We start from the raw sequence: 16,892 nt of genomic DNA, 5'->3' as shown, positions 1-16,892 counted from the left end.
GAGACGGTCTTGACCGTCGCACGAAGCATGAAACAAATTGGATTAGTGAGACATCACCGGGTGACGGAAGGATACCCGACGAAAGGCTGGATCAGCGCCAGCGATATTGAAAAATGGATTGAACGGTATGATACGTCAGACATCGATATTCAACCGGTCGAGCTTGGTCAGATCGACTGGACGGTCTGTTATGCCAGTAGCATGCCACGTGCCGTCCAGACAGCACAAAGTGTCTACGATAAAGAGATCATCGTGACGGATTTACTACGGGAAGTACCGTTTCCGACAATCCGCTCGAATCTCCGGTTACCGTTTCTTGGCTGGGCGGTCCTCGGTCGACTGGCAGCCCCGTTCAGCAAACGGATTCAGGCGGAGATCAAGGAAGCGAACGAACGGATTGAGGTCTTATTGAATCAACTGATGTTCGAGGATGATGAACGAGTATTGCTCGTCGGGCACGGCGGTATGATGATTCTGATGCGTGCTGCCTTGAAACGGCGCGGTTACCGGGGGCCACGGTTCGGTCATCCGCGTAACGGCATGCTCTATCTGTTCGAGAAAGAGGAACCGACATGTTGAAATGGGGCTCAACGATTCTGTTAGCCCTCTGCCTGATCGTCATCTTCTACACGACACGGGACGAAGAGCCCCCTGCCCCAACCGCGGGACAAATGGAGGTCTATGGTTTTGACGTCGGTCAAGGGGATAGCACGTTCATCCGGACGAAGGAAGACGCGATCTTGATTGACGGTGGGAATAACGGCAAAGGCGAGGATGTCGTCCGCTACCTGCAAGAATTGGGTGTCAAACGCTTAACAGCAGTCATAGCGACACATCCGGACGCCGATCATATCGGTGGACTCGATACCGTCCTCGATGCCTTTCCAGTCGATAGCGTCTATGCCCCGCGTGTCACGCATACGACAGAGACATATCGCGATTTCCTTCTAGCCGTCAAACGCGAAGGGGTGACGATCAAGTCGGTTAAGGCGGGTCTTGAGATACCGAGTGAAGCCGCACGCTTTACGTTCCTTGCGCCCCTAACGGACGGAACGCAGGATCTCAACAGTTGGAGTGCCGTTCTGCGGGTCGAACATGGACAGGACCGGTTCCTCTTCATGGGTGACGCTCCGATCCGGACGGAACGACAATTGCTCGAGTCGGATGCCGATCTTAGCGCCGATGTCTTGAAGCTTGGGCATCACGGAGCAGACACATCGTCCTCCCTGCCCTTCCTACAAGCCGTTGATCCGAAGCGTGCCTTGATCTCAGCCGGGCAGGACAATGCCTATCGTCACCCACGTCCCTCCGTTTTACAGGAACTGAAAGCAGAACGGATCACGATTGACCGGACCGATCAAAGTGGAACGATTCAGTATATCTCGACCGGTGACGGCATCAAGGAATCGAACCGGACCGATTTACGACCGGAATAACGAGACGTGGAGGTGCATCAGATGCGATTGACCCTAGCTGATTTTGAAGACGATCTAGCGATTTGCGAAACCGACGACCGCGAGACAATCACGTTACCGAAAAGTCGTTTGCCGCGCCAGGCAACGATCGGCGACCGACTTGACTGGACCGGACGTTCGATTCGGATCTTACGCGATGAGACGAACGCACGTAAAAAAGAGATCTCCGAGTTGATGGATGATCTCTTTGAAGAATGATGAGACTTCCTCGGAATGCTGAGGGAGTCTTTTTTAACCGAGTAGACTGATGACGAGTCCAGCGAGGATGCCTGCTGTGAATAAGGAACCGATCGTATACGTCAGCAAACGTAATCCGAATGGGAGCCGACGAATCGCGGCAAAGGCTCGGCGATTCGGAGGTCCTCCGGCAACAATCCGTTGATACTCGTCGATAGGACTGTGAGCAACATCTTGTTGCTGGTTTAGAGTGGAGTTCGATTCGGTAGTATGTGGTTTCATCTGTCCATCCCCCCTATTCTAATGACTATATCCTTCTATTCGCTAAGTGACTTCATAATGGGGTATAACCAATATTTTGTCATAAAACCCACGTTAATACAATAAATGGAAAACATAAGCTGATATCACCAACGCTAAGGAGATATCAGCATAATTTTTATATCTTTAAAGGTCGTAATTCATTTGATTTGGGTACCTTTTTCGAATCAAATAAATATTCTCCAAGTAAATTTATATGTTCCCAACCCAATGGGGAAATGTGAGGTAATAACTCCTCTTTTAATATCTTTGTAGCCTCTGTGAGATAAACGGTATTCCAAACTGTAATAGCATTTATAAGAATATTTAAGGCACTAGCTCGTTGAAGTTGATCTTGCAATCCTCTTTCCCGTAACTCTCCACGTTTACCAAAAAATAAGGCTCTTGCCAATCCATTCATAGCTTCACCCTTATTTAATCCTCTTTGGATACGCCGGCGTAATGTTTCATTAGAAATATAGTCTAATATAAAGATTGTCTTTTCAATTCTACCCATCTCTCGCAATGCTGTTGCCATTTTATTTTGGCGAGAATAAGATCCTAACTTTCCTAAAATAAGTGAAGCCGATACTCTACCTTCCCGTATGGAATGTGCTAATCGTAAGACATCATCATAGTTATCTTGAATAATCTTAATGTTGATTTTTCCTCGTAGAATGCTGTCAATCTTTGAATAAACATTGGATTTATCCATGACATAAAGTTTAGAGTCAGATAGATCTCGCATTCTAGGAGCAAAGCGAAAACCTAATATATGGCTTAATCCAAAAACCTAATCGGTGTAACCAGCCGTATCCGTATAATGCTCTTCAATGGATAATTCTGATTCATGATGAAGCAATCCATCGATGACATGTACAGCATCCCTAGCGTTTGTGTTAATAACCTTTGTATAAAAAGAAGAAAATTGATCGCTGGTGAATCTATAGATAGTAGTTCCTTTCCCTGTTCCGTAGTGTGGGTTAGCATCAGCATGAAGAGAAGAGACGCCAACTTGTACACGCATGCCATCCGAAGATGAGGTACTCCCATTTCCCCAATATTTTGATAAAGAAAGATGATGTTGAAAATTTACTAAAGTAGCTTGAGCTTTACTCAAAGAATCCTCATGTAATCGTCATTGGGCTGCATTAGCTAACTGATGATAGGTGATTCCTGGTGTTGCTTCAGCCATTTTGGTAAGACCGATATTGGTTCCCATAGCCATAATCGTAGCCATTACAATAGACTTTTCTTCTCCCTTAGGTGGACGATTACTAGACGCATGAGCAAGGTGTTCATCGAATCCTGTCCAATTTGAAACTTCAATCAATAAATCAGTAAGTTTTACCCGTGGTAACATGTTATATAAAGTTTGGCTAAGAGATTTGGCATCTTCCGGTGTATCTTTCTCTAAACGGTCAAGTCGTATCCTTGACTTGTCAATACTTATTCCCTCAAGAGAATCTATTTTTTCCAATATATAATCTAATCTTTCATTTAAAGCAGTATTTCTCTCAATTATATATTCTTGAGCTGACATACCAACAGCTAATCTATTGCCTGTATTCTTAGTTTCATCCCAATTATCTTTAGTGACTAAGTATTCTTCAAAACCCTTATGTAACCTGCTTCCAGCAACCCATATATCTCCTGAACGGATATGGTTTTTTAATTCGGTTAATGCTGCTAATTCATAATACTTTCGATTAATATTTCCATCTTCATCATAGACATGTTTCTGCCATCTCTTTGGCACAAAATCCAATGGCGCGCCTTCGGGAATATGGCGTTTCTTATTATTGTTAATTTCACGCAAGACATTTAGAGCGCGCAATAAAGGCTCAGAAGCCTGAGTCGTACGGAACTCCAATTTACTGAGAAGTACCGGTGTATACTTTCTAAGGTAACTAAACCGGGTGACCAACAAATCTAAGTAATCGTAGTCCATAGGACGAGCTAAACGTTTTGCTTCTTCTATAGAATCAACAATCCTTTCCCAAGGCATTATTTTCTCTAATACTTCAAATGGATCTAGCTCTTCATTTCGTGCTTTTACTAAAGCTTCACCAATATCCGCAAAGTGCAGTACTTTTTCATTGATAGATTTTCCATTTTGCTTTTGCAGTTCTTCTTGTGCTTTTCTACCCTTTGACTGTAAGATCATAATTTGGCAGTCATGAATTTCGATAGCTTGATCGATTAGATCTTGACTAAGAGTTAAAAGGTGAGCTACAAGAATAGCGTACCTTTTATTCTCATTAAACCTCCGAAAGGAATGAGGGTCATATCGGGCGCCTAGCAAGCTGAAGCAGCCTATTCGAGTGAATATTTTCGGACTCTGTTGAAAGATTTAATAAACGAACATATTCTAATCTCTCAATTACTTTTAAAAAAGCATCTGGTGATGACTGACCTGGTATTTCCCTTAGCCATCCAAGCTTAGTTTTGGATTTATCGGAAGGGGTATCAATTAATTTCTCCAATTGTTGTTTTTGCCATGGAGATAACGGTTTATAGAGTGAATTATATACTTTCTCCTCTGCCCTTCGCCTTGTTTCCCATACTAATCTTTCAATCGTTGTCATAGCAGGCAGAATGATTTTTCGCTTTCGCATTTCTTCTAAAGTCATCCTTATTAGGAACAGTGCATTTAAATTTTTAATTGCATGGGGGAGTAATGCCTGTGAAATAATCCGATATGACTGTGCTGAAAAATTAGAAAAACCATAATACTTTCGTATTTCCTCCATATGTTCATGTTTCGTTTGCTCTCGTTCAGAATATAGCTTAAATTCACTTGCATCTACTTGTAACTGATTAGCAACATAGTTTATCACCTTATCAGGAACATTCTTGATATCTGAAAGAGACCAACCAGGGTAACGAAAAAGACAAATTTGAATAGCGAATCCCAATCGATTATGATCTCTTCTTCTACGTCTTATTACCTCAATATCATCTTGTGTAAGAGTATAGTAATACGCTAATTCCCAATTACTTAAAGTAGACGGGATTAACAAAAAATCCTTTCTTTGATCAGGTGTAAGTAGTTCTCTTGCTCTTAGATACACAGGAAAATCCCCCTAATCCAACCCGAAGGTTTAATTTTTTTCTAAAGCTCGATACAACACTGATTTACTAACACCCGTCATATCCGTAATTTCTTTGATGCTATATTGTTTAGATGAATGTAGTTTTAAAGCACGTTCCACCAACTTGGGGTCTTTGGAAGGTCTCCCCCCATTTCGGCCTCTCATTCTTGCAGATTGTAATCCTGATTTTGTACGCTCACTGATAATATCTCGTTCTAGTTCAGCAATACTCGCCATTGTTCGGAAGAAAAAACGTCCCATAGCTGTTGATGTATCAATATTATCCTGTATGGAAATAAAATTGACCTCTTTTTCTTCAAAGGTTTCAACCAATTCAATTAGATGTTTTGTAGACCTTGAGATACGATCCAACTTATAAACGACCACAGAATCACCTTTACTTATAGCCTTTAGGAGTTGTTCTAATTCTGGACGTTCTTTTCTCGTTCCAGTTATTTTCTCTTTGTAAATAACAGCTGCGCCTGCTTTTTCTAAAGCATCAATTTGAAGATCTAAAATTTGATCTTGAGTAGAAACACGAGCATATCCAAAAACTTTTCCCGTTAAATTCCCTCCCCAAGAATAATTGTTCCCTAATTCGGATTATAAGTCAATTTTAGGGAAGATGAATACAGGAAGGGTTTAGGGATTAGAAAACGCCAAAAATCATGTGTACTATAGATAGGTAATTTTTTCCCTTAAACGTTCGTTAACGGGAATTACTATTAGAAAAATCATTTTATGTTTTTCATTCAAATATTCACTTGAATATTAACCAAGGAAAGGTATATACTATATTCAAGTGAACACTTGAATATCAATGGGGTGATAATGTGAATAAGAAAGATACTTGTGAAATTTTTTGTTATGACGAGGAAAAGGTCAATCGAATACAAGGTGATTTAAAAACAATCGATATTGTTAGTGTTGCCCAAATGTTAAAAGCAATTGCGGATGAAAATAGGGCAAAGATTACCTATGCTTTGTGTCAAGATGAAGAGTTATGTGTGTGTGATATAGCAAATATTATTGGTATTACGGTGGCAAATGCTTCTCATCATTTAAGGACCCTTCATAAGCAGGGGATTGTAAGATATAGAAAAGAAGGAAAACTAGCGTTTTATTCGTTAGACGATGAACATATTAGACAAATAATAATGATTGTACTAGAACATAAGAAAGAAGTGAATGTCAATGTCTGATCAAAAGGCAATAACATCTGAACAAGAAATGAAGGCCTATCGTGTACAAGGTTTTACTTGCGCAAACTGCGCGGGTAAATTCGAAAAAAATGTAAAACAGCTATCTGGAGTTGAGGATGCAAAAGTAAATTTTGGTGCATCTAAAATTGCTGTTTATGGTAATGCAACGATAGAAGAACTAGAAAAAGCAGGTGCATTTGAGAATCTCAAAGTGACACCTGAAAAATCTGCTCGCCAAGCATCACAAGAGGTAAAAGAAGATACGAAAGAAGATAAAGTGCCGTTTTATAAAAAGCATAGTACTCTACTTTATGCTTCCTTATTGATTGCCTTTGGTTATCTTTCCTCGTATGTGAATGGAGAAGAGAACATTGTTACTACCTTATTGTTTTTAGCATCCATGTTTATCGGAGGATTATCACTTTTTAAAGTTGGTTTGCAAAACTTACTACGTTTTGAATTTGATATGAAAACCCTTATGACAGTGGCTGTTATAGGTGGTGCTATTATTGGAGAATGGGCAGAAGTTGCCATTGTTGTTATTCTCTTTGCAATCAGTGAAGCACTTGAGCGATTCTCTATGGATAGAGCAAGACAATCGATTCGTTCATTAATGGATATCGCTCCTAAAGAGGCACTTGTTAGACGTAATGGACAAGAAATAATGATTCATGTTGATGATATTGCTGTTGGGGATATCATGATTGTAAAACCTGGTCAAAAGATTGCGATGGATGGTGTAGTTGTAAGTGGGTACTCTGCCGTTAACCAAGCAGCTATTACAGGTGAATCAGTCCCTGTCGAGAAAACGGTTGATAATGAAGTATTTGCAGGTACCTTAAATGAAGAAGGATTACTTGAAGTAGAAATAACGAAACTTGTAGAAGATACAACAATTTCTAAAATTATTCATCTTGTAGAGGAAGCACAAGGGGAACGTGCTCCTTCGCAAGCATTTGTTGATAAATTCGCAAAATATTACACACCGATTATTATGATCATTGCAGCATTAGTTGCTATAGTCCCTCCATTATTCTTTGATGGCAGTTGGGAAACATGGATTTATCAAGGATTAGCTGTTCTTGTTGTTGGTTGTCCTTGTGCGTTGGTTATATCGACTCCTATTTCTATTGTTTCAGCGATTGGAAATGCTGCGAAAAAAGGGGTCCTTGTAAAAGGCGGAGTGTATTTAGAAGAAATGGGCGCCTTAAAGGCTATTGCATTCGATAAAACAGGAACATTAACAAAAGGGGTCCCAGCTGTAACTGATTATAATGTGTTGAACAAACAGATAAATGAAAAAGAATTACTATCCATTATTACTGCATTGGAGTATCGTTCTCAGCATCCTCTTGCTTCAGCCATCATGAAAAAAGCAGAAGAAGAAAACATTACTTATTCTGACGTACAGGTAGAGGATTTCTCTTCTATCACAGGAAAGGGTATAAAGGGTATCGTAAACGGGACGACTTATTACATCGGTAGCCCGAAACTCTTTAAGGAATTATTGACTAATGATTTCGATAAAGACTTAGAGCAAAATGTTACTACTCTTCAAAATCAAGGTAAGACAGCCATGATTATTGGAACCGAAAAAGAAATACTTGCAGTTATTGCAGTTGCTGATGAAGTTCGTGAGTCAAGTAAGGAAATTCTTCAAAAGTTACATCAACTTGGAATCAAAAAAACAATTATGCTTACTGGTGATAACAAAGGTACTGCGAATGCTATCGGAGGGCGGGTTGGAGTATCTGATATAGAGGCAGAATTAATGCCACAGGACAAATTAGACTTTATTAAACAGTTGAGATCCGAGTATGGCAACGTAGCAATGGTAGGAGATGGGGTCAATGATGCACCTGCATTGGCGGCCTCAACAGTTGGGATTGCAATGGGTGGAGCTGGTACAGACACAGCCTTAGAAACTGCAGACGTCGCTCTAATGGGAGACGATTTAAGAAAACTTCCATTCACTGTAAAACTTAGCCGGAAAACTCTTAATATCATCAAAGCTAACATTACTTTTGCAATTGCTATTAAATTTATTGCCTTACTATTGGTTATCCCAGGTTGGTTAACGCTCTGGATTGCCATTCTTTCCGATATGGGCGCAACCCTTCTAGTAGCTCTAAATGGTTTGCGACTAATGAGAGTGAAAGAATAAAGGAAAAAGTGCTAAAAAGGGCTCTTCCAGACAGATGGAAATTCCTTTTTTAAAAAGGACTCATTATTAGTATAACTTCTAAATATAATAAAAAATCAGTTAGTGAGTTGATGTAATTGACTTTAATTTTGAACGTTATTTCTGCAATAGGGGCATTTATAGTTACCAATATTGATGATATTTTTGTTTTGATGCTGCTATTTTCACAGGCAAAAGCACAGGTGAAAACGAGTGAAGGTTTAAAAGGTAACCAGACAGAGAATAAGCATATATCCCCTAAGGATATAATTATTGGACAATATCTAGGTTTTACCTTGTTAGTAGTAGTTAGTCTCTTAGGAACTTTTGGAGTTATGTTAATTCCAGAGAAATGGGTAGGATTACTTGGACTAATCCCAATCTATTTAGGGATTATGTTGTTTATAAAGGGAGAAGATGAGGATGAAAATGCAATTCTTTCAAGTTTAAATTCTGGAAAGTATAATAGTGTCTTTTTAAGTGTAGCATTTATAACATTTGCTAATGGCGGAGATAACATTGGAATATATGTTCCTTTCTTCTCTACTTTAACCATGAACCAACTAGCAGTAACGGTTATTACTTTCTTTATTATGGTTGCGATTTGGTGTTTTATTGGATATCGTTTGGCAGCTTTTAAACATGTCTCTGAAACCTTAGAGAATTACGGTAGATGGATTATACCCATTGTCTTTATTGGTTTAGGAATCTATATCATGGTGGAGAACGAAACTTTCAGTGCCCTTTTGAGTTTAATAAATTATTAAAAAATAATCTGAACTGCCCCCCCGTCAAGTAGACAGTGGAAATAATAAAAGTGATTTAAGCGGCTTTCGCTCTATATTCTTTAGGGCTGAGGCCGTTTAATCGTTTTTGGTATCTTTCGTGATTATAAAAATAGATGTACTCATTTATGGCAATGTTAAGTTCTTCAAAGGTCTGATACTTATGTAAATAATACTTTTCACATTTTAACGTGCCGAAAAAAGATTCCATTGGTCCATTATCAATACAGCGACCAACCCGTGACATACTTTGAGTCATTCCTGCCGCCTCTAATTTACGCTTGAACGCCTTAGAGGTGTATTGGAATCCACGATCACTATGAATCAGTGGGTGTTCTTGATGCAATCGTACGATTGCCTGGTCAAGCGTTTTAAATACCAGTTGATTATTATTAGAGTGTCCCAGCACATAGCTAATAATGGATCCGTCATAAAGATCACGAATCACACTGAGATAGGCCTTCTTAGATAGGCCATATTTAAATTCTGTCACATCCGTTACCCATTTCTCATTCGGCTTTTCAGCTGTGAGTTCACGGTTTAATACGTTCTCTGCCACATGTTGAGGGGCAGAGGGTTTATATCGCTTTTTTTTGACACGAATGACAGAGCGTAAGCCAGCCAGTTTCATCAACTACTTTTTGATAGAGCGCTTTGATCTCTTCAGTGATTTTCTGGTTCAGTCTTTCTCTGAACGAAGGGGTACGATTAAGCCGTTTATAGTAGGCAGATCGTGCAATACCGGCAATGTCACAAAGCAGGGAAATGCTTAACCCTTTTTCCTGGTGAAGCGCTTGAATCGCAAGATACTTATCCTCAAATCGGATCTGACTTATTTTCGCCTCCTTTCGATCTCTTCTAACTTTTTTATGAATAAAAGCTCTGCACGTAATCGATCATTTTCTCTTTCTAACGCTTTCATTCTAAGATTCGCTTTATCTTCTGGCGTGAGTTGATCTTCCTCTTTCTTGTGCCCACGCTTATCCTTCAGTGCTTCATCTCCACCATCTTCGTACTTCTTCACCCATTGATAGACCTGTTGATAAGAAACCTGATGAGTAGAAGCTGCTTTTTGATAATCTTTTCCGTTCTTCAGACATTCAAGTACAATTTGTATGCGTTCATCCCAAGTTGTTTTTCTTCCTTCCTTTAGCCATAGAGCTCGTCCTTCCTTTTGAAGTATCTTTTAACTCTCTATGACTAGTATAATGGTTGATCCACCTTTGAAGGACACTTCTACTTGAGATTTCATATTTTTCAACAAGATCCCTTTGAGAATATTCCCCTGAGAGATAGTCATTTACAGCTGCTTCTTTTAACGCTTTTGAATATGGCTTCCATGTGGTCGAACGTTGTAACCCTTCTATACCGTACTTCTCATAAAGCTTCATCCACTCACTTAATGAATCCTCGTTAATATTGAAGTATGTGCAGAGCTCTTTTACAGTGCACTCTCTCTTTTCATAGGCTAGTAAAACGTCAGTTTTAAACTCAAGAGAATAACGTTTATAAGACATAGAAAAGCTCCCCTCTAAGTAGACAGATTTTTGTTTTTAATCTGTCTACTTAGAGGGGAGCATATCATAACAGTTGGGACTTTTGTTTTTCTTATTTACAAATAACGGAACCTACCTTAACCAACTAACTATTGGATATAAGTAATTGCTTGTCTACCCAGTTGCACCCATGCAGCTTCAAAGTCTGCTATTTTGGCCTTTTTATTCTTTGTGTTTGCTAGTGGATCACTAAAGTAAATATAGCATTGGTCATATCATATCCTGTTACTAATACAGAGTGCAGCTTATGAAGCCCTATTAGATTAATTTGCAACACAGGTGAAATAGAAAAAACTGAGGAGTTACCACAAAGGAACCCTAAAAATGGTAAGTACCAGCATGTTTGGATTGATTGCATGAATAATCAAATGGAAATATGTCTGGAATTATACAGATAATAAAACTACTATAATAGTTACTAATAAGCCTATGATTTCTTAGCGTAGGAATCATAGGCTTATTTTATGTCGAAATTTGCTTAGCGTGGGTTTTATGTCAAACTGTTGGTGGTACCCCATAATCCTGTTTCAATTTTTTTGATATTCCACGAAACTTTTGGATGAAACTGGTAGTATAAAAGATAGACGTATTTCTTTATGCGTGATTCCTGGAAAATCACTAGCGGTTTTTTCTGAATTTTCGTACACTTTAGAAATACGATGCATCTTAAAGGGGGAATCATCCATGTTTCAAACGTTACGGACATCACTCAAACAATCTGTCCTTGGTCAGGACGATGTGATTGATCATTTATTGATGGGCTTGCTCGCAGAGGGCCACGTTTTGCTCGAAGACCGTCCGGGGACCGGTAAGACGACATTAGCAAAAGCACTGGCGCAGACACTCGAAGCGAAGTTCTCACGTATTCAATGTACAGCGGATACGTTACCGACCGATCTACTTGGGATGGAGCTGTTCAATCCGCTGACAGGATCGTTTGAACAACGGTTTGGTCCGCTGTTCGCGAACATCGTCCTCGTCGATGAAATTAACCGGACGACGCCACGGACACAGTCAGCATTGCTCGAGGCAATGGCGGAAGGACAAGTGACGATCGGGGATACATCTTATACATTACCGCAACACTTTCTTGTCATCGCGACACAAAATCCGTTCGATGGACACGGTACATTCCCATTACCGCATGCCCAACTCGACCGCTTCTTGTTCAAATTATCGTTCGCTCCCCTGACACGTCAAGCGGAAAAAGCATTATTACGTGGAGCGCACTTAACAGCAGCCGAACTACAGATTCCGCTCGAACAACTCAATGACTGGAAAGAGGAAGTCGTCGCCGTATCGATCGAAGATAGCGTCGAAAACTACTTACTCGATGTCTGTGACGCACTCCGCGCCCATCGTGACGTTGAGATCGGACCGAGTCCGCGAGCGACGCTCGCACTCTTAAAAGCCGCGAAAGCACGGGCCTGGATGCAGGAGCGGACGTACGTCACACCAGAGGACGTCAAGCACTTGGCGACGCCATTGCTTGCCCACCGTCTCGTCTTGACGCTCGAAGCGACGCTGAAGCTATCGAACGAACGTCTCGTCGAGCAAGTCCTCGATTCACTCACTGTTCCGACTGAGGTGTAATCATGCAATTGATCATACCAAAAGGCTTTAACCTCATCATTCTTACGATGACAGGTGCAAGTGGCGTCATCGTCGGACTCTATGGTCCTGTCTGGATTGCGGCTTTATTACTCGCCTATACATTATATGGCTGGGTGATGCCGTATTATCTCGAATACGTTGCGAAGCGGATTCGCGTCCGCCTCCTTGAGACCGTTCGCGCTTTTCGAGAGGAAACGATCCAGATACCGTTCGAGTTATCGAACCCAACGAAGTTACCACTCGGTCGCATCACGATTTCTGGCTTGCTCGGGGATCAGATCAAGCTTCCTGATGCGAGTAGTCAATTTTGGCGTCAACACTTATATGTCAACAAACAGACGATTGCGCCATTTTCAATCGATGTCATTGCCGCTCACCGGGGAACGATTCGGATTCAGTCGTTTGACGTCATGATCTCGGATCCGTTTCATTTGATCACAATCTATGTGACGCTTGATATCCAAGAGCTGGGTCACGTCTTCCCTGACTTTGCACCAGCGTCGGTCGAGTGGAATGAACGGATGATTCCCGGTGAGACGATTGATCGCTCGAGTCCGTTCACCGATCGCTCGAGTTTCCACTCCGTCGTCCCCTACTCCGGAGATGCGAAGTCGATCTACTGGTCCGCTTATGCGAAGACGAATGAACTGTACTCGTATCAATATGACCGGAAACGTAACCATGATTATGCCGTCATCGTCGATGGCTTGTCCGCAGACGGACTCGCCCTCCGCTCGGACTTCGAGAAACTATTATCGCGTGCCGCGACGATCATCCGTGAACTCGAGAAACAAGGGGCTTCCTACAGCCTCTGGATTTCGATGGTCAACCGATCCGGGCAGTGGTACCATGTTCCGTCTGGGACGGGAAAACATCAATTCCTACGGACGATGGAATGCCTTGCTCGGATTTCCGAATACGATCTACCGCTCGAACGCCGGTACTTCACGAAACGATTGCAACGTAGTGTACCGTCGACGACGGCGGAGATCCATCTCGGTCACCGGCAGAAAGGAGTGAGCGCATGATTCTCTGGTGGATATTCCTTGCGAGTTTGTTACCGGTTCCGTTCTATCTCGCGCTCGCTCTTCCGGCACTTGCCTTCGTGCCGCATCGTTCGCTTCGCATCGGATTACAGCTACTCGTAGCGGGGTCCTTGTTTTTCCTCTCTCCCGTAGCTAGCGTCTTAGCGCTCGTCTTCGTCGCCTGGACCGCATTTCTTGATACGGTCGATTCGCCGTGGCGATACGCTACGAGTGCAATGGTCATCGGCGTCGTGATGGTATTGTTTCCGGGAGTGACACCACCAATTGGCGCATTTTTAATTTTGGTCTTCGTCATTGCGTATCCATTCGTCGTCACGTACATGACAGAATGGCGGCGTATCTTCCCGACGATCGCGTTAGTCCTCAGCGCGGGGCTGATCATCGCTGTCGTCTTCCGGCTCACGAAAGAAGCGCTCGTCGGATCCGTCACGAGTGCGATTCGTCCGCTATTTGAAGCATTCGGTTCATTATTCCTTTGGACGGAACCACTTGGTCGGGAAGCGGACACGATGACGAACCGGGCAATGGGGCTAGAGAATATCAAAGGTGTTCAAGACGTGGAGCAAGCTGCCGTCCAGGCAGGAACACCGGATTGGATTTGGATCGCAACGACGCTTCTGACCGTGATCTTAGTTGCAGTTACGCTTTATGTCATCCGGAAGCGAAAAGTCATAGCAATCGAAAGAGAACAAACCGTCAAGCACTCCAAGCAGGTACGGGCGCATGCGCCAAAGCGGCATAGTCATCATCCGCTTCTGAAGATTGCCTCTCAACTCGAGCAAGCCTTCCCAAGACGTCATGAAGAGACGACGCTTGAATGGCTGACACGGATCGAGTTCCCGGATGCGTCACCAAACGCTCGACTGATCGACGGGATTGAGTTCAGTCCAAGTGAACCGGCCTACGACATTCAGACGTTCCGCCGTCAAGTACGAGAACAAATCGAACGTTAACAAAAAGCCCCTGCTCATGGAGCGGGGGCTTCCTCGTCGCATAATATGCGCATCAATTGGTTGCGTGGTGTCGTCGCAAGACCCCAGTCGCAGATCGCATCGAGTAAGGGAATCAAGGAAACACCTTTCTCGCTCAACGCATATTCGACGCGGGGTGGGATTTCCGGGTAGACGGTCCGCGTAATCAAGCCATCTTGTTCGAGTTGCTTCAGTTGCTGTGTCAGCGTCTTCGGTGAGACGTCCTGGATATAACGCTCCAGTGTATTAAAACGGACCGCACCTTCTTCATGTAGCTCGTACAAGATCATCACTTTCCACTTGCCTTGAATCTGACGCATCGTCGCATCGAACTCATTTAGATACAGCATACCGTTCCCTCCCTTACCAAAAGGTAACCGACTGACCTAAAAGTGCGTACTTCTCGGATTGGTTTCCCTCTGTTATCTTCAATCTATCATATCAAACAATAAGGAGACGATATCATGAAAACAGGATTCATTGCCATCACAGGAGCTACGTCAGGAATCGGGCATGCGATTGCGCGAACATTCATTCAGAAAGGGTACCGTGTCTTATTGCTCGGACGCCGGATTGATCGTCTTACGAGCCTTGCTTCAGACGATGTCTTGATCCGCCAAGTCGCAGCCACCGACCGAGCTGCTCTCGATGCTGCTTTAGCAGACGCGACGGAAGCGTTCGGACCGGTCGAAGCGATCATCAACAATGCGGGTCGGATGTTACTCGGTCAAATCGAGACACAAGACGCGGCAGAATGGGAAGAGATGTTTGACGTCAACGCGCTCGGTGTCTTACACGGGATGCAAGCTGTCCTTCCTTCGATGGTGAAACGGAAGACCGGCACGATCATCAACATCAGCTCGATTGCCGGTAAAAAGACGTTCGCAGACCACGCCGCGTACGTCGGCACGAAATTCGCCGTTCATGCGATGAGTGAGAACGTCCGAGGTGAAGTCGCATCTCACGGTGTCCGCGTCATGACGATCGCACCAGGTGTCGTCGAGACGGAATTGCTCGGTCATACGACAAGTGACGCGATCAAGGACGGCTATAACGAATGGAAACAGTCGATTGACGGTGGACTCGATCCGCAAGTCGTCGCGGACACTGTCTTATTCGCCTTCGAGCAACCGCAACATGTCAACATTCGAGAAATCGTCTTGGCCCCGACGAAACAACTCGATTGACGAAGAATAGACCGAAGCGCTCGGAAGTGAGTATATTTCCAAGTACTTCGGTCTGTTTTCATGTCAGCGTTATTTTACTAGGCGACTCTGTTCAATCGTTTGAAAGATTGAGTGATAAATCTGGAGTTGTTCCGAACGATTCGGTCGTTCGATCCCCTCCCCGAACAACCAGGTCGTCTCTTGTGTATCGTCATAGAGCATACCAGCCGCAAACGTCGGATTCGGTACCGAGATGCTATCCTCATAGGAGAGACTTGGATCAAGGAACGGTTCGACGGATTTTTGAGAGCCCATAAAGAAAAAGGGAATCTGCGCTTTCCGATAGACGGAGGCATAGTCGCGTCCTGCTGCCTGATGTAAGTACTTCGGCATGATCATGACGGCATCGTAGCGTCGTAAATCTCCTTTAATCTCCTCCAAATCAATCGAATGGAAGTCCGGGGATCGTGCAAGAACTGGAGCCGTTCCGACGACAGCGATAGTAAGATTGATGGTACTGGCTTTTGGCGTCAACGTCGGTTTTTTCATCATACATACGGTAAGCAATAGACTGAGTGCAAGTAAAGTCATGACGGTTCTCTGTTTCATCTGTCCCTCCATGATTTCCTGATATTAGGTCTTTCACCTAGTTCCTTTATACCATAAAAATGGGTGGCGTTATGTTTTTGTACAATAGGGAAATCGCGCGATTAAAGTACCAACAGAAGCCAATAAAAAAAGACTCCCTGATTGGAGTCTCCTTACTTTTCAGCATCGATTTTCGAAGCTTTTTTTGCAATGACGACAATAAAGACGATGGCACCGACAGGAATCACGAGCGGCATCCAGTCGAGGATATACTGTGCGTTCATCGTATCCCCCCTTACCTAGCAAGCTATAAGCGTAGCATATGCCAATTGTTAGGGAGTTGCAAGTCACAGTCGGGGCAGAAGTTCGTTCACGACCGCGTAATAAATCAAGACACTTGTCGAGAACGTGTACCCGATGAATAAAAGGGGTGTGAATTTAGGTTTCATGCGTCGTTCGATCAAGCGTAGCGAGCCGATGGTGACAACAAGAGCGACGACCGGACTAAATCCGAACACGACGATATCTAAGGATGTCACGACATCTTCTGGAAACACGAGATGAAAGACAAAAAGTGAGAATAAGTACCACGAAGTATAGGATAAACAAACGAAGAAGAGGAAAGCAGCTAGTTTCCGCATCCCGTTTGATTGGCTTTTTTCCATCTGTTGCATGTCGTTCCTCCTACATAAGTATCAGATACCCTTAATAGTAACTGGAACTATTCGCTTAAAA

General features: G+C 42.9%; 14 protein-coding genes and 4 pseudogenes. 10 read left to right on the top strand and 8 right to left on the bottom strand.

What is annotated here, in order from left to right:
- The first annotated feature begins 27 nt into the window (after nt 1–27).
- The 3 genes from P401_RS0106285 to P401_RS0106275 are packed head-to-tail and all read left to right on the top strand — an operon-like array spanning nt 28 to nt 1,673.
- Nucleotides 28–579 carry a histidine phosphatase family protein gene (locus tag P401_RS0106285; protein ID WP_029341723.1) on the top strand — a complete coding sequence of 184 codons (552 nt, stop codon included), beginning with the start codon at nt 28–30 and terminating at the stop codon, nt 577–579.
- Nucleotides 576–1,436 carry a ComEC/Rec2 family competence protein gene (locus tag P401_RS0106280; RefSeq protein WP_029341722.1) on the top strand — a complete coding sequence of 287 codons (861 nt, stop codon included), beginning with the start codon at nt 576–578 and terminating at the stop codon, nt 1,434–1,436. Before P401_RS0106285 ends, P401_RS0106280 begins: the two co-directional genes overlap by 4 nt.
- Before the next feature lie 21 nt (nt 1,437–1,457).
- Nucleotides 1,458–1,673, top strand: a complete 216-nt coding sequence (locus P401_RS0106275) for a DUF3006 domain-containing protein (RefSeq protein WP_029341721.1) — start codon at nt 1,458–1,460, stop codon at nt 1,671–1,673.
- A gap of 33 nt (nt 1,674–1,706) precedes the next feature.
- Here P401_RS0106275 and P401_RS0106270 read toward each other — a convergent pair whose 3' ends face one another.
- The 3 genes and pseudogenes from P401_RS0106270 to P401_RS0106260 all read right to left on the bottom strand — a co-directional run.
- A complete protein-coding gene (locus P401_RS0106270; RefSeq protein WP_029341720.1) occupies nt 1,707–1,934 on the bottom strand; it encodes a hypothetical protein in 228 nt (75 codons plus the stop codon).
- Nucleotides 1,935–2,091: 157 nt separating this feature from the next.
- Nucleotides 2,092–5,026, bottom strand: a pseudogene (locus tag P401_RS17610) (Tn3 family transposase).
- Nucleotides 5,027–5,056: 30 nt separating this feature from the next.
- Nucleotides 5,057–5,602: pseudogene (locus tag P401_RS0106260) on the bottom strand (recombinase family protein); the annotation flags it as partial.
- A 278-nt stretch (nt 5,603–5,880) separates the two neighbouring features.
- Here P401_RS0106260 and cadC point away from each other — a divergent pair.
- From cadC to P401_RS0106245, 3 genes are all read left to right on the top strand, one after another.
- Nucleotides 5,881–6,249, top strand: coding sequence for a Cd(II)-sensing metalloregulatory transcriptional repressor CadC (gene cadC / locus P401_RS0106255; protein ID WP_029341718.1), 369 nt, complete (start codon nt 5,881–5,883; stop codon nt 6,247–6,249).
- A complete protein-coding gene (locus P401_RS0106250) occupies nt 6,242–8,413 on the top strand; it encodes a heavy metal translocating P-type ATPase (protein ID WP_029341717.1) in 2,172 nt (723 codons plus the stop codon). Before cadC ends, P401_RS0106250 begins: the two co-directional genes overlap by 8 nt.
- A gap of 116 nt (nt 8,414–8,529) precedes the next feature.
- Nucleotides 8,530–9,198 (top strand): CadD family cadmium resistance transporter, encoded by a 669-nt coding sequence (locus P401_RS0106245; protein ID WP_003322298.1) that lies wholly within the window; start codon nt 8,530–8,532, stop codon nt 9,196–9,198.
- A 55-nt stretch (nt 9,199–9,253) separates the two neighbouring features.
- Here P401_RS0106245 and P401_RS18275 read toward each other — a convergent pair.
- Together P401_RS18275 and P401_RS19225 are read right to left on the bottom strand one after the other, a co-directional pair.
- Nucleotides 9,254–10,733 (bottom strand): annotated as a pseudogene (locus P401_RS18275) (IS3 family transposase).
- A 128-nt stretch (nt 10,734–10,861) separates the two neighbouring features.
- Nucleotides 10,862–11,022: pseudogene (locus tag P401_RS19225) on the bottom strand (C39 family peptidase); the annotation flags it as partial.
- A gap of 434 nt (nt 11,023–11,456) precedes the next feature.
- Between P401_RS19225 and P401_RS0106230 the strand changes: the two are divergent.
- From P401_RS0106230 to P401_RS0106220, 3 genes are read left to right on the top strand one after another with little or no spacing between them, the layout of a single operon-like run.
- Nucleotides 11,457–12,365, top strand: a complete 909-nt coding sequence (locus P401_RS0106230; RefSeq protein WP_029341716.1) for an AAA family ATPase — start codon at nt 11,457–11,459, stop codon at nt 12,363–12,365.
- A 2-nt stretch (nt 12,366–12,367) separates the two neighbouring features.
- Nucleotides 12,368–13,414, top strand: a complete 1,047-nt coding sequence (locus P401_RS0106225; protein ID WP_029341715.1) for a DUF58 domain-containing protein — start codon at nt 12,368–12,370, stop codon at nt 13,412–13,414.
- On the top strand, nt 13,411–14,385 hold the full coding sequence (locus P401_RS0106220) for a hypothetical protein (RefSeq protein WP_029341714.1): 975 nt from the start codon (nt 13,411–13,413) through the stop codon (nt 14,383–14,385). Before P401_RS0106225 ends, P401_RS0106220 begins: the two co-directional genes overlap by 4 nt.
- Nucleotides 14,386–14,399: 14 nt before the next feature.
- On the opposite strand, the gene P401_RS0106215 is transcribed toward P401_RS0106220, so the two are convergent.
- Nucleotides 14,400–14,753, bottom strand: a complete 354-nt coding sequence (locus P401_RS0106215) for a winged helix-turn-helix transcriptional regulator (protein ID WP_029341713.1) — start codon at nt 14,751–14,753, stop codon at nt 14,400–14,402.
- 114 nt (nt 14,754–14,867) lie between these two features.
- On the opposite strand from P401_RS0106215, the gene P401_RS0106210 reads away from it, so the two are divergent.
- Nucleotides 14,868–15,590 (top strand): SDR family oxidoreductase, encoded by a 723-nt coding sequence (locus P401_RS0106210; protein WP_029341712.1) that lies wholly within the window; start codon nt 14,868–14,870, stop codon nt 15,588–15,590.
- Between the two features lie 69 nt (nt 15,591–15,659).
- On the opposite strand, the gene P401_RS0106205 is transcribed toward P401_RS0106210, so the two are convergent.
- Both P401_RS0106205 and P401_RS0106195 read right to left on the bottom strand, forming a co-directional pair.
- Nucleotides 15,660–16,178: a hypothetical protein gene (locus tag P401_RS0106205; protein ID WP_029341711.1), complete on the bottom strand. Its 519-nt coding sequence runs from the start codon at nt 16,176–16,178 to the stop codon at nt 15,660–15,662.
- A 326-nt stretch (nt 16,179–16,504) separates the two neighbouring features.
- A complete protein-coding gene (locus P401_RS0106195) occupies nt 16,505–16,831 on the bottom strand; it encodes a hypothetical protein (protein WP_029341710.1) in 327 nt (108 codons plus the stop codon).
- Nucleotides 16,832–16,892: the final 61 nt, after the last annotated feature.

Source organism: Exiguobacterium acetylicum DSM 20416 (assembly GCF_000702605.1).
Taxonomy (GTDB): domain Bacteria; phylum Bacillota; class Bacilli; order Exiguobacteriales; family Exiguobacteriaceae; genus Exiguobacterium_A; species Exiguobacterium_A acetylicum.
Note: the sequence above shows the minus strand (reverse complement) of the source record. Positions and strands in the feature narration are given on the sequence as shown.